Annotated in this window: 13 protein-coding genes and 1 riboswitch; of the genes, 6 read left to right on the top strand and 7 right to left on the bottom strand. The window is 72.5% G+C overall.

The window, feature by feature from the left end; translation table 11 throughout:
- Positions 1–9: 9 nt before the first annotated feature.
- The 5 genes from ABZ267_RS16275 to thiO form a co-directional block, all read right to left on the bottom strand.
- Positions 10–873, bottom strand: coding sequence for a deoxyribonuclease IV (locus tag ABZ267_RS16275; protein ID WP_356751821.1), 864 nt, complete (start codon positions 871–873; stop codon positions 10–12).
- A gap of 28 nt (positions 874–901) precedes the next feature.
- Positions 902–2830, bottom strand: coding sequence for a Stk1 family PASTA domain-containing Ser/Thr kinase (gene pknB, locus ABZ267_RS16270; protein WP_356751823.1), 1929 nt, complete (start codon positions 2828–2830; stop codon positions 902–904).
- A 172-nt stretch (positions 2831–3002) separates the two neighbouring features.
- Entirely contained in the window at positions 3003–3797 is a 795-nt protein-coding gene (locus ABZ267_RS16265; RefSeq protein ID WP_109977368.1) for a thiazole synthase, read from the bottom strand.
- Between the two features lie 2 nt (positions 3798–3799).
- Complete coding sequence (gene thiS / locus ABZ267_RS16260; RefSeq protein WP_356751825.1) at positions 3800–4012, bottom strand: sulfur carrier protein ThiS; 213 nt, start codon at positions 4010–4012, stop codon at positions 3800–3802.
- Positions 4009–5217 (bottom strand): glycine oxidase ThiO, encoded by a 1209-nt coding sequence (thiO, locus tag ABZ267_RS16255; protein ID WP_356751827.1) that lies wholly within the window; start codon positions 5215–5217, stop codon positions 4009–4011. Before thiO ends, thiS begins: the two co-directional genes overlap by 4 nt.
- Positions 5215–5327, bottom strand: a riboswitch (TPP riboswitch). Its footprint overlaps the gene before it by 3 nt.
- A 52-nt stretch (positions 5328–5379) precedes the next feature.
- Here thiO and ABZ267_RS16250 point away from each other — a divergent pair.
- The 6 genes from ABZ267_RS16250 (at position 5380) to ABZ267_RS16225 (ending at position 10206) form a co-directional block, all read left to right on the top strand.
- On the top strand, positions 5380–5721 hold the full coding sequence (locus ABZ267_RS16250; RefSeq protein WP_356751829.1) for a hypothetical protein: 342 nt from the start codon (positions 5380–5382) through the stop codon (positions 5719–5721).
- A gap of 29 nt (positions 5722–5750) precedes the next feature.
- The gene (locus tag ABZ267_RS16245) at positions 5751–6995 is read left to right on the top strand and encodes an FAD-dependent oxidoreductase (protein WP_356751831.1); all 1245 of its coding nucleotides are present in this window, start codon (positions 5751–5753) and stop codon (positions 6993–6995) included.
- 70 nt (positions 6996–7065) lie between these two features.
- A complete protein-coding gene (locus ABZ267_RS16240; RefSeq protein ID WP_128847804.1) occupies positions 7066–7431 on the top strand; it encodes an Rv2175c family DNA-binding protein in 366 nt (121 codons plus the stop codon).
- A gap of 80 nt (positions 7432–7511) precedes the next feature.
- On the top strand, positions 7512–8162 hold the full coding sequence (thiE, locus tag ABZ267_RS16235) for a thiamine phosphate synthase (RefSeq protein ID WP_356751833.1): 651 nt from the start codon (positions 7512–7514) through the stop codon (positions 8160–8162).
- Between the two features lie 121 nt (positions 8163–8283).
- Positions 8284–9201 (top strand): methylenetetrahydrofolate reductase [NAD(P)H], encoded by a 918-nt coding sequence (gene metF / locus ABZ267_RS16230; RefSeq protein ID WP_356751835.1) that lies wholly within the window; start codon positions 8284–8286, stop codon positions 9199–9201.
- 48 nt (positions 9202–9249) lie between these two features.
- A complete protein-coding gene (locus tag ABZ267_RS16225) occupies positions 9250–10206 on the top strand; it encodes a hypothetical protein (RefSeq protein WP_356751837.1) in 957 nt (318 codons plus the stop codon).
- Positions 10207–10231: 25 nt separating this feature from the next.
- On the opposite strand, the gene ABZ267_RS16220 is transcribed toward ABZ267_RS16225, so the two are convergent.
- Both ABZ267_RS16220 and ABZ267_RS16215 read right to left on the bottom strand, forming a co-directional pair.
- Positions 10232–11737 carry an NAD(P)/FAD-dependent oxidoreductase gene (locus tag ABZ267_RS16220; protein ID WP_356751839.1) on the bottom strand — a complete coding sequence of 502 codons (1506 nt, stop codon included), beginning with the start codon at positions 11735–11737 and terminating at the stop codon, positions 10232–10234.
- Positions 11738–11802: 65 nt separating this feature from the next.
- Entirely contained in the window at positions 11803–12420 is a 618-nt protein-coding gene (locus tag ABZ267_RS16215) for a DUF4126 domain-containing protein (RefSeq protein ID WP_356751841.1), read from the bottom strand.
- Positions 12421–12749: the final 329 nt, after the last annotated feature.

Here is a 12749-nt window from a genome sequence, read left to right as displayed (position 1 = left end):
GCTCCAGGGCTACTTCCGGACGCCCTTCCGGAGCTCCTTCAGCCGGGCCACGTCCGCCGCGTGGCCCTCCTTGCCGCCGGGCGTCTCGATGATCAGCGGTACGCCTTCGGTCGCCGGGTGCCTGAACAGCTCCCGGAACGGCTCGGCGCCGATGTGACCGGAGCCGATGTTCTCGTGCCGGTCCTTGTGCGCGCCGACGACGTCCTTGGAGTCGTTGGCGTGGATCAGCTTCAGCCGGCCCTCGCCGACCGTCTCCACCAGCAGATCGAGCGTCTGCCGCATCCCGGACGGGCCGGTCAGATCGTGGCCCGCCGCGTAGATGTGGCAGGTGTCCAGGCAGATGCCGAGCTTCGGGTGGGCGTCCAGCGCCTCGAAGTACGGCCCGAAGTCCCACGTACGGGAGCAGAGCGAGGAGCCCTGGCCCGCCGTGGACTCCAGCAGCAGATACGGGTCGTCGTCATGGGTCAGCTCGTCCAGCAGCGGCCGCATGTGCTCCCGCACCTGCGCCAGCGCCTCGGAGCGGGGCCGTCCGCCGGTCGCCGATCCGGTGTGCACCACCACGCCCAGAGCGCCGATCTGCCGGGCCCGCCGCAGCGAGTGGCGCAGCGACTCCACGGACTTCTCGACGGTCGCCTCGGTGTGCGAGCCGAAGTTGATCAGATACGGGGCGTGGACGTACGCCGGTATCGACGCGGCCGCGCACTCCGAGCGGAACAGCTCGTCCTGCGCCGGGTTCCCGGCGGGCGTCGCCCAGCCGCGCGGATTGGCGACGAAGACCTGCACGGTCTCGGCCGCCAGCTCACGGGCGTAGGAGAGGCCGACCTTGGCGAGACCGCCGGCCACGGGGACGTGTCCGCCTACAGGGTTACGCATGTATGGCTTCCGGCTTTCGCATGTCGTTCTAGAGCCCTCTGGTCCTGATGGTGATGGTCGAGCCTTCGGGCGCCTGTTCGCCGCCGTCCACGGACTGGCTCGCGATCGTGTTGCTGAAGGAGAGGAACGGCCGGTCGACCTTCACGTCGAAGCCCGCCTCCTCCAGGGTGGCCCTGGCCTCGTCGACGTCCCGGCCGGTGACATCGGGGACGTCCAGCATCCGCGGGCCCTTGGAGACGGTCAGCTCGATCGTGTCGCCTTCCGCCGCCTCGTCGCCGGCGCCCGGGGACTGCTTGGCGATGTCTCCGTCGGCCTCGGCGGAGTTGACCCGGCCGGGCAGCACCTCCACCTTCAGCCCCGCTCCTTCCAGCTCCACGCCGGCGTCCTCGACCGAGAGGCTGGTGACGTCCGGCACGTCGATCGGGCTGCCCTTGCCGACGACCAGGGCCACGGCGGTGTCCGGGTTGCGGTCGGTACCCGCGCGCGGCTCCGTACGGATCACCTCGCCGCGCGCCACCTCCTCGCTGAACTCCTTGGTCACCATGCCGGGGAGCAGGCCCACCTTCTTCAAGGAGCGCTTGGCGTCCGCGAGGGAGGAGCCCGCGACATCGGGGACCCGGACGATCTCCGGGCCGCGCGAGACGACGAGCTTCACCGAGCCGTTGCCGCGGATCCGGTCACCGGAGGCGGGATCGCTGCCGACCACCGAACCTCGCTCGACGGTGTCGCTGAAGACCCTCTCCACGCCTTTCAGCCCGAGCCCCTCGTCCGAGAGCCGCTGCTCCGCCACCTTCTGGGTCTGGCCGAGCAGCGCGGGGACCTGTGTGAACTGGCCGGAGTTGATGTACCAGACGCCCACGCCGACGCCGAGCGTCACCAGGACGGCGGCGATGATCGTGATCAGCTTGCGGTGCGGTCCGCCGAACGGGCCGCGCCGGGCGGCCCTGCGCCGGGGCGGTGCGACCGGCGGTGGCATCTCCAGCCGGCTGGTGCGGTGCACGCCGTCGCCCGGCCCGTCCGCCGGAAGGGCCCGCGGGATCACGCTCGTACGGTCCTGTGCGCCGTCGTGCCTGTCCGAGAGCGCCTGCGGCGGTACGGCGTCCAGCTCGGCCTCGGTCAGCCCGGCACGGGCCTCACGGGCCTCGGCCAGCAGCAGCACCGCGTCGTGCGGACGCACCTCGGGATTGCGGGCGGTGGCGCTCGCCACCAGGCTGTCCAGCGCGACCGGCAGCCCCGGCACCATGGCGGACGGGGCCGGGACGTCGTTGTTGAGGTGCTGGTAGATGACCTGGGCGGCGTTCTCGCCGGTGTGCGGCTTGGCGCCGGTCAGCATCTCGTACAGCACGACGCCGCAGGCGTACACATCGCTGCGGGTGTCGGCGCTGCCGTGCTCGATCTGCTCCGGCGCCAGATACGAGACCGTGCCGAGCAGCGATCCGGTGGTGTCGGTGGCCGTGCCGACCGCCCTGACCAGCCCGAAGTCGGCGACCTTGACCCGGCCGTCGTCGCCTATCAGGACGTTCTCCGGCTTCATGTCGCGGTGCACGAACCCGGCCCGGTGCGCGGCGCCGAGCGCGGCGAGGACCGGCTCCAGGATGTCCAGCGCGGCCCGGGGCTGGAGGGCGCCGCGCTCGCGCAGGACGTCGCGCAGGGTGCAGCCCGACACGTACTCCATCGCGAGATAGACGTACGCACCCTCCGCGCCCTGGTCGAAGACCGCGACGACGTTGGGGTGCGCGAGCCGGGCCACCGACTTGGCCTCGCGGATGAACCGCTCGACGAAGGCGACGTCGACGGCGAGCGCCGGATGCATCACCTTGAGGGCGAGCACCCGGTCCAGGCGGGTGTCCACGGCCCGGTAGACCGTGGCCATCCCGCCGACGGCGATGCGCGCCTCAATGCGATACCGGCCGTCGAGCAGCTGCCCGACGAGAGGGTCCTGGAGGGTCGTGTCCACCCCGAGAGTCTACGAGCCGCCACCGACAGCCCGGACGGGCCGGGGCATTCCCGGGGCCGTTCTGCAGCCGATCCGTGACAGGGACACGTCCCAGGTCGGGAGGTGATTCAAGCCCCTCCGGCGTTTGAGGAGCGGGGGCCCGGGGGCAGCGCCCCCGACCACGTACCGGCGCTCAGAAAGCCGGCCGCTCCGGGTCGAGCGCCGCCCGCCCGTCCACCGGCGACGACGCCTCGGCGAAGTGGCGGCGCGGGATGCGCCCCGCCCGGTACGCCAGCCGACCGCCCTCCACCGCGTGACGCATCGCACCCGCCATCAGCTCCGGCTCCTGCGCCCGGGTCACCGCCGAGGCGAGCATCACCGCCGCGCACCCGAGCTCCATCGCCAGTGCCGCGTCCGACGCCGTCCCGGCCCCGGCGTCCAGGATCACCGGCACTCCGGCCCGCTCCACGATCAGCTCGAAGTTGTGCGGGTTGCGGATGCCGAGCCCGGAGCCGATGGGGGAGCCGAGCGGCATGATCGCCGCGCATCCGACGTCCTCCAGCTTCCGGGCCAGGACCGGGTCGTCGTTGGTGTACGGCAGCACGGTGAACCCGTCGTCGACCAGGATCTCCGCCGCGTCCAGCAGCTCGATCGGGTCCGGCAGCAGCGTCCGCTCGTCGGCCACCACCTCCAGCTTGACCCAGTCGGTCCCGAGCGCCTCCCGGGCCAGCCGTGCGGTCAGCACCGCCTCGCCGGCCGTGAAGCAGCCCGCCGTGTTCGGCAGCACCTGGATGGAGAGCCGCTCCAGCACGGAGAGGACCGAGCCCTGCACGGTCGGGTCGAGCCGCCGCATGGCGACGGTGGTCAGCTCGGTCCCGGAGGCGATCAGCGACCGCTCCAGCACCTCCAGGCTCGGCGCTCCGCCGGTGCCCATGATCAGCCGGGAGCCGAAGGTGGCCGGTCCCAGCGTGAAGACGTCGTCGGACATGGTCAGCCTCCCTGGACGGCGGTCAGGACCTCGACGCGGTCGCCCTCGCCGAGCGTGGTGGCGGCCCACTGGCCGCGTGGCACGACGCTCTCGTTGACGGCGGCGGCGACCCCGGAGGGCGCGGCGGTCAGCGAGGCGACGAGCCGGTCCAGCGCGGTGCCCGCGTCGAGCGTGCGCGGCTCCCCGTTGACCGAGACGGATACCTGTGGGGTCATGCGGACTGCTCCTGGAGTACGGGGGTGGCGACGGCGGACGTGAACCGGCCCGGCGCGAAGGGGCGGGCCACCTCGGGCAGCTCGCCGGTGGTCAGCGCTTCGGCCATCGCGTCGCCGGTGACGGGCGCCAGCAGGACGCCGTTGCGGTGGTGGCCGGTGGCGAGGAGGAGACCGGGCAGGGCGGTCGGGCCGAGCAGCGGGGCGTTGTCGGGCGATGCGGGTCGCAGGCCGGCGCGGGTCTCGGTGAGCGGCAGTTCGGTGATGCCGGGCACCAGCTCGTGGGCGTCGCGCAGCAGCTCGTAGACCCCGCCGGCGGTGACCGTGGTGTCCCAGCCCATCTCCTCGCTGGTGGCGCCGACGACCAGCTCGCCGTTCTCGCGCGGTACGAGGTAGAGGTGGCCGCCGCGGACGACGGCACGCACCGTCCGGCTGAGAAAGGGGGCGTACGCCGGTGGCACGGAGAGCCGCAGGACCTGGCCCTTGACCGGGCGGACCGGCGGCAGGACCTCCTCGGGCACGCCCGCGAGCCGCCCGCTGAGGCTGCCCGCCGCGAGGACGACCTGGTCGGCCTCGACCTCCGTACCGTCACCGAGGGACGCTCCGGAGGCCCGGCCTCCGGCGACGCTGAGCCGCTCGGCGGACGCCCTGCGGAACACCACGCCGGCCCGCTCGCACGCGGCCAGCAGCGCCGTGGCCAGCCGGCGCGGATCCACCTGGTGGTCACCGTCCACCCGCAGCCCGCCCCGGACACCCGGCGCGAGCATCGGCTCCAGCCGGCGGCACTCACGGCCGCTCAGCCAGACCGACTCCAGGCCCGAGCGCTCCTGGAGCGCGTGCAGCTCCCGCAGATGCGCCCGGTCGTCGGAGTCCAGCGCCACGGCGAGCGTCCCGCAGGTACGGAAGCCGGTCTCCCGGCCGCTCGCCGCCTCCAGCTCCGCGACGAACTCCGGATAGCGGGCGGCGGAGGCCAGGTTGAGGCCGAGGAGCAGCTCCTCGCCGTAGTGCAGTTCGGTGACGGCGGCCAGCATCCCCGCCGCGACCCGGGCGGCGCCGCCGCCCGGATCGGGATCGGCCACGGTGACGGTCAGCCCGCGCTGGGCCGCCCGCCACGCGGTGACCAGGCCGATGATGCCGCCACCGATGACGAGGACATCGGTTCCTGAGTTTTCCGCCGGGATTCCGGAGGTCTTCCCCGAGACGCGCATGGGTGTCCAGCCCCTCCCTTCGCCGGCATGACCCGGATCAGGTTCGTACGGTCGGAGGCGCTTCAGCCTCCCTCTCAGCCCGGTGCGTCCGGGCTCCCGCGAGTGTTCTACCTTGGCCACCCTAAACCCACCCGCCTCTCACCCAGCAAGGGAGCAGCCACCGTGGCCCGTTCGCTCGACGGACTCGTCCTCTCACCCGTCGCCGACCAGGCCCCGGGCCAGGTGGGCACCCGGACCCGCTTCACGTACCACGAGCAGGACGGCGTGATCTGGGCCGAGTACACGGGCGGTGACGTGGTCCGAGGCCGGCTCATCGGCACCCGCGAAGGAGATGAACTCGACTTCCGCTACGTCCAGCTCAAGCAGGACGGAACCACCTCTTCCGGACACTGCCTCTCCACCGTCGTGGACCTCGCGGACGGCCGCGTGCGGCTGGCGGAGCGCTGGGAATGGGAGTCACAGGAAGGCAGCGGGACAAGTGTGGTGGAAGAAGTCACCCATTGACGTCGCGTCAGCTGAATAGAGTGGGACACGTGAGCGAGCAGACGGAAGAGCACATGGCTGGGCAGCCGGCACGGAACGTCGTGATCGTCGGAGCGGGCATGGCGGGCGTACAGACCGCCGTCGCTCTGCGGGAAGCCGGCTTCACCGGTCCCGTCACCCTGATCGGCGCCGAACCCCACCAGCCCTACGACCGGCCGCCGCTGTCCAAGGCGGTGCTGCTCGGCAAGGCCGAGGACTCCGCCTTCGACGTCGACTTCGAGGCGCTGGAGATCACGCTGCGCCTCGGCCTGGACGTCAGCGCTCTGCGCGCCGCCGACCACGTCCTGGACACCGCCGACGGCCCCGTCCTTTACGACGTCCTGGTCCTGGCGACCGGTGCCGAGCCCATCGCCCTGCCCGGCACCGAAGGCGTCCCCGGCGTCCATCTGCTGCGCACGCTGGACGACGCCGCCCGGCTGCGGCCCGTCCTGGAGGAGCAGCACGACGTGGTGGTCGTCGGCGCCGGGTGGATCGGCGCCGAGTTCGCCACCGCGGCCCGCGCCGCCGGCTGCGCGGTCACTGTCGTCGAGGCCGCCGCCCGCCCGCTGGCCGGAACCCTGCCCGCCGAGGTCGCCGCGCCGATGGCCGACTGGTACGCGGAGAGCGGCGCCGTACTCCTCACCGACGCCCGCGTCGAGCGCGTCGAGCACGGCACGGTGGTCCTCGCGGACGGCCGCGCCCTGCCCGCCGGAGCCGTGGTCGTCGGCATCGGCGCCCGCCCCGCCACCGGCTGGCTCGCCGGCTCCGGGATCGAACGCGGCCCGGACGGCTCGATCACCGCCGACAGCGCGCTGCGCACCTCGCTGCCCGACGTTTACGCGGTCGGCGACTGCGCCTCCTTCCCCTCCGCCCGCTACGGCGAACGCCTGCTGATCCACCACTGGGACAACGCCCTCCAGGGCCCGCGCACCGCGGCCGCCGCGATCCTCGCCACGGAGAGCGGTGCTCCGCTGCCGGTCCACGACCCCGTCCCGTACTTCTGGTCCGAGCAGTTCGGCCGCTTCGTGCAGTACGCCGGCCACCACGCCCATGCCGACACCTTGGTGTGGCGCGGCGACGGCACCGAGGACACCTGGTCGGTGTGCTGGCTGGAGGCCGGCGCGCTGGTCGCCGTCCTCGCGGTCGGCCGCCCGCGCGACCTCGCCCAGGGCCGCAAGCTCATCGAGTCCGGGGCCGTCCTCGACCCCGGGCGGGTCGCCGACCCGGCCGTACCGCTGAAGTCCACCGCCTTGTGACACCCCGGGCCGACCCCCGTACGGTCGGCCCGGCTACCGGCTGTCAGTCCGGGATGGCACGCTTGTCCATGTGACCGAGATTGACGCAAAGACCGATGCTCTCGTCCCCGCCTGGCTCCACCTCCCCGACATCGCGGAAAAGCTCGATGTCGAGGTGACGCGTGTTCGGCAGCTGGTCAGGGATGGCCAGCTCATCGCCGTACGCCGTGGGGAGAAGCGGACGCTCCAGGTGCCTGCCGCCTTCATCGACGGCGACAAGGTGGTCAAGGGCCTCTCCGGCACCCTGACCCTCCTGAGGGACGACGGCTATTCCGACGAAGAGATGCTGGAGTGGCTCTTCACTCCCGACCCGACCCTGCCCGGCACGCCCGCACAGGCGCTGAGCGAGAATCGCGGTACGGAGGTGAAGCGCCGCGCCCAGGCGCTCGCCGTCTGACCGAGAACGACACGAAGCGGCGTACGGGCCCCGCGAGGTGCGCGGCCCGTGCTCCGCCACGACCACGGGGGGACTCCACCATGCCCACGCCTCGCGAGCAGCTGTCCGACGCCCGGCTCTACCTTTGCACGGACGCCCGTAAGCGCCAGGGCGACCTCCCGGCCTTCCTGGACGCCGTGCTCTCCAGTGGCGTCGACATCGTCCAACTCCGGGACAAGGGCATGGAGGCCGCCGAGGAGCTGGAGCACCTCGCGGTCTTCGCCGACGCCTGCCGGCGCCACGGCAAGCTTCTCGCCGTCAACGACCGCGCCGACGTCGCCCACGCCATCGGCGCCGACGTCCTCCACCTCGGCCAGGGCGACCTGCCGGTGGGCGCCGCCCGCGCGATCATCGGCCAGGAGAAGGTGATCGGCCGGTCCACGCACGCCGAGTCCGAGGTCGACGCCGCCGTCGCCCAGGACGGCGTGGACTACTTCTGCACCGGCCCCTGCTGGCCCACCCCCACCAAGCCCGGCCGCCACGCCCCCGGCCTGGACCTCGTGCGGTACGCTGCCTCCCTGGCACAGCCGCGCCCCTGGTTCGCGATCGGCGGGATCGACGCGGGCAACCTGGACGAGGTGCTGGAGGCCGGCGCCCGCCGCATCGTGGTCGTCCGGGCGATCACCGAGGCGGACGACCCGGCGGCCGCCACCGCCGACCTGGCGGAGCGGATCCGGGCGCACACCCTCTGAGCAGGTCTTACGAGCTCTCCGGGGCGCCTTTGTCCCAAGGGGTGGACGGCAAACCGGCAAAACGAGACAATCTCGGCCGCTCTGGTTGGGGGAGTGTCCACCCCCTGGTTAACCTCGCCATATGGCCCTTGGGACAGCTTCCACCAGGACGGACCACGCACGCACGGTGCGTGACCTTCTCGCGACCGGCAAGACCTCGTACTCCTTCGAGTTCTGGGCGCCCAAGACCGAGAAGGGCGAGCGCAACCTCTGGAACGCGCTGCGCCGGATCGAGTCGGTGCGCCCGAGCTTCGTCTCGGTGACCTACGGGGCCGGTGGTTCCACCCGGGCCGGGACCGTGCGCGCGACGCAGCAGATCGCCGCCGACTCCACGCTCACCCCGGTCGCCCACCTCACCGCCGTCAGCCACTCGGTGGCCGAGCTGCGCAACATGATCGGCCAGTACGCCGACGCCGGGATCAGGAACATCCTCGCGGTCCGCGGCGACCCGCCCGGCGACCCGATGGGCGAGTGGGTCGAGCACCCGCAGGGCGTGACGTACGCGGCCGATCTCGTCCGCCTCATCAAGGAGTCCGGCGACTTCTGCGTCGGCGTCGCCGCGTTCCCCGAGATGCACCCGCGCTCCACCGACTGGGAGACCGACATCGGTCACTTCGTCGACAAGTGCCGGGCCGGGGCCGACTACGCGATCACCCAGATGTTCTTCCGCCCGGAGGACTATCTCCGGATGCGTGACCGGGTGGTCGCCGCCGGTTGCGATACACCGGTGATTCCCGAGGTCATGCCGCTCACCAGTGTGAAGCAACTGGAAAGATTCTCGCAGCTCAGCAACGCGACCGTCCCGGAGCCGCTTAAAGAGCGCATCCTCGCGGTCAAGGACGATCCGGCCGCTGTACGCTCCATCGGTATCGAGTTCGCAACGGAGTTCTGCGCGAAACTGCTGTCCGAGGGTGTACCCGGGCTGCACTTCATCACGCTCAACAACTCGACGGCAACGCTCGAAATCTACGAGAATCTCGGACTGCACAAGCAGTCGTGACCGGCCGTACCCGCCCCCGAGCGGCTGCGGCCGCAGGAGGGGGCGGGCGTGGGCTGGACGGTCCTCTACATCGCATTCGGTCTGGTGGCGCTGTGGCTGCTGGGTGAGGTGCTGCTGCAGTACAAGGCGCGGCTGCGCTGGCGGCTCCTCGCCTTCGGCGGCTTCCTCGGCGTCGTCATGGGCGTCCTGCTCGCCTCCGTCCCGGTCATCGTCGTCGGCACTCTCGCCTTCGCCACCGGCCAGACCTATGTGACGCTCTCCTTCCGGCGCGGCTTCTCCACCGGCTGGGCCATAGGCGGCAGCCCGGGCGAGAGCCGCCGCCGAAAGGGCCGCGACCGCGCGGCCGCCAAGGAGCCCACGCTGGAGGTCTCCGGCCTGGAGGTCTCGGACCCCGCCGCCGACTCCGGCTTCGACTCCTTCGGCCACGGAACCGGGACCCCGGCCGCCGTGTCCGACGAGCCGACCTCGGTGTACGAGCCGCAGCCGATGCCCGACGACACCGGCCAGTACGGCGTGTACAGCGACTCGGGCTACGGGACGAACGGCTCCGGCGGCCAGGACCAGCACGCATACGAGCCGGACCAGGCGGGCCCGCCGCAGTTCGCCGCGTACGACCCGTACACCGGCTACGACCCGCAGCAGGCCCAGGACACCTACACGGGCCCGTACGACTACGGCACGACCGGCCAGCAGAGCTACGCCGCCTACTCCGACCCGTACATCGGCACCACCAACGGGACGTCCTCCTACGCCGGTTACGACGCCTACGGCAACGGCGGCAACGGCTACGACAGCCAGGGGGGCCAGCAGGACCACGTCGACCCCTACGCACAGAGCTACGGCGCGGACGCCTACACCACCGACACCCCGCCCGGCGGCGTCTGGGTCCCGCAGCAGCGCGACGCCGAGCAGTACCCGCCGGTGGAGCCCGAGCAGCCGGCTCCGTACGGCCGGAGCAACGGCAACGGGTACGACACCGGCCAGAACGAGCAGTACCGCTACTGAGGCGGGCCCTTGGGGGCGGCGGCGCTCACTGGGAGCCGCGGAAGCCGTCGCCCTCCACCACGAGTCCGGCCACCAGCGTCCCCGACATCCCGGCGTGCGCGAGCCCGCCGCCCGGGTGCGACCAGCCGCCCGCCAGATAGAGCCCCGGCAGCCGGGTGAGGTTGCCGGGGTGCAGATACGCGCCGTGCGCACCGGCCAGCGCCGGCGGCGGCACGGCACCACCCTCGGCCCCTGTATCCGCCTCCGTCTCCGCAGGCGTACGGACCTCCATGTGCAGGATCCGCTCCCGCAGCCCCGGAACCGCAGCCTCCGCCCGCTCCACCAGCGCGTCCGCGAACCGCCGCCGCACCGCCGGGTCCATCCATTCCACCGGGCCCTGCGGAGCCACCACCGCGCTCAGCGTCACCGCCTCGTGCGCCTCGTCCGGCCGGGTCGCCGGGTCGTCGGGACGCAGCACCGTCACCGTCGGGTGCGCGGCGACCCGGCCGCCGAACACCGCCTCCTGCTCCGCCGCCGCGTCGGTGCTGTGCACCACGGTCCGGTGCACCGCGTCCGCCTCCCGGCCCCCGCGCAGCGACAGCAGCACCACGAACCGCCCGGGCACCGCCGCACCCGCCCGGACCCGCACATCGTCCGCGCCCCACACCTGCTGACCCGGCACCAGATCCGCGTGCGGCCGTGTTCCGAGCACCACCCGGTCCGCCTCGGCCACCTCACCGCCGGCCAGCTCCACGCCCGCCGCCCGGCCGTCCTTCTCCACGACCCGGACCACCTCGGCCCCGAACAAGAACTCCACCCGCCGCGCCACACATCGCTCGTACACCGCCCGGGCCAGCTCCCGCATCCCGCCCATCACGTACCAGCTGCCGAAGGACTGCTCCATGTACGGCAGCAGCGCGGCGCTCGCGGGCGCGGTGCGCGGGTCGAGGCCGTACGACAGGGCGTACGCGTCGAGCAGAGCGGCCAGCCGCGCGTCCGCCAGCTCCCAGGCGCCGATCTCCGCCACGGTGGCCGCCTGCCGGGTGCGCAGGAGCCGCCGCTGCTTGAGCGCGGGATACGGGTCGCGGCCCAGCACCTGGTGGTCCGCCCGCAGCGGCTCCTCCAGCAGCGGCCGCCGCGACCGGTCCCAGGCGTCCCTGGCCCGCTCCAGGAACCCGCTCCACCGCTCACCGGCACCGGCTCCGAGCGCCGCGTCCAAGGCGGAGGCCACTTTGGCGCGGGAGGCGTTGGGCAGGGACACCGCCGTGCCGTCGGCGAAGAGGTGACGGCTCGCCGGGTCGACCTGGGTCAGCGTCACGCACTGCTCCAGGGACTCCTTGCCGGTCTTGACGAAGAGGTCGCGCTGGACGGCGGGCAGATGCAGCAGCCCGGGCCCGGTGTCGAAGACGAAGCCCTCGTGCTCATGGCGGCCGAGCGAGCCGCCGTAGCTCGCGGACCGCTCGTACACCGTCACCTTGTTGCCCGCGACGGCGAGCCGGGCGGCCGCCGCCATGGCGCCCGTCCCGGCGCCGATCACCGCAATTCGTGCCATGCCGGTGACTCTATCGACCGCCACCGACAGCTCAGCCGGGAGGCCAGGGCCCACCGGCTGACAGCTCAACCAGGAGGCCAGGGCCCTTCGGTGCCGGCCAGGCGTCTCTCCTCGCGGCGCTGGGCCCGGCGGCGCAGGAAGCGGCGGATCCGCGAGGCCAGGAAGATCACGACGACGATCCCGAGCACCAGCAGCACTCCGGCGATGACGGCCGCCGCCACCGGATTGAATATGGCGAACGTGACGACGCCGGCGACCCCGAGATCCTCGGCGATGCTCATCGCGATGTTGCTGAAGGGCTCCGGCGAGGTGTTGATGGCCATCCGCGTGCCGGCCTTCACCAGGTGGCTCATCAGCGCCGTCGACCCGCCGATCGCTCCGGCCGTCAGCTCCGGCAGCGAACCGCTCTCTCCGGCGAGCAGCGCGGCGATCACCGCTCCCGCCACCGGGCGGATCACCGTGTGCGCGGTGTCCCAGACCGAGTCCACGTACGGGATCTTGTCGGCCACCACCTCGCAGAGGAAGAGCACACCGGCCACGATCAGCACATCGGTGCGCTGCAACGCGGCGGGCACCTCGTCGGAGACGCCGGTCGCGCCGAAGATGCCGAGCAACAGGACCACCGCATAGGCGTTGATCCCGCTCGCCCAGCCACTTGTGAACACCAGAGGGATTACGGACACGCGGGAGATCGTAACGACCCGGTCCGACAACGGGCTGAGGTCGGGTGCGCAGCCCTGAGTACCCGTACTCAGGACGCGAGATGAGTAGGTGCGCGGATAGGCCCGGACCTGCGGGGACGGAAGAGTGGTGACCACGGAAGGGGCGCGGCGCCCGGACCGCCGACACGGGGCGGCGGACCGGCGCGGCCCCTGACGGAACGGGGGTGCACGACGTCAGGACCCGGGGGCCACGGGGGACATACGGGGTCACGGGGAACGGGTCGGACGGATGCACGGAAGACGCCGGTCCGGTGGCGTTCGCAGGGGGATGCGAACGCCACCGGACCGGC

Origin of the sequence: Streptomyces sp. NPDC006174, from assembly GCF_040614075.1 — a bacterium.
GTDB lineage: Bacteria > Actinomycetota > Actinomycetes > Streptomycetales > Streptomycetaceae > Streptomyces.
The sequence above is the reverse complement of the archived record's forward strand: the minus strand, read 5'-3'. Positions and strand labels throughout refer to the sequence as shown.

What these genes read in the sequence shown, in the direction of transcription:
- ABZ267_RS16275 (WP_356751821.1), bottom strand. Translation starts at nt 873, where the DNA reads ATGCGTAACCCTGTAGGCGGACACGTCCCCGTGGCCGGCGGTCTCGCC.
- ABZ267_RS16265 (WP_109977368.1), bottom strand. Translation starts at nt 3,797, where the DNA reads ATGTCCGACGACGTCTTCACGCTGGGACCGGCCACCTTCGGCTCCCGG.
- thiS (WP_356751825.1), bottom strand. Translation starts at nt 4,012, where the DNA reads ATGACCCCACAGGTATCCGTCTCGGTCAACGGGGAGCCGCGCACGCTC.
- thiO (WP_356751827.1), bottom strand. Translation starts at nt 5,217, where the DNA reads ATGCGCGTCTCGGGGAAGACCTCCGGAATCCCGGCGGAAAACTCAGGA.
- thiE (WP_356751833.1), top strand. Translation starts at nt 7,512, where the DNA reads ATGCCCACGCCTCGCGAGCAGCTGTCCGACGCCCGGCTCTACCTTTGC.
- metF (WP_356751835.1), top strand. Translation starts at nt 8,284, where the DNA reads ATGGCCCTTGGGACAGCTTCCACCAGGACGGACCACGCACGCACGGTG.
- ABZ267_RS16220 (WP_356751839.1), bottom strand. Translation starts at nt 11,737, where the DNA reads ATGGCACGAATTGCGGTGATCGGCGCCGGGACGGGCGCCATGGCGGCG.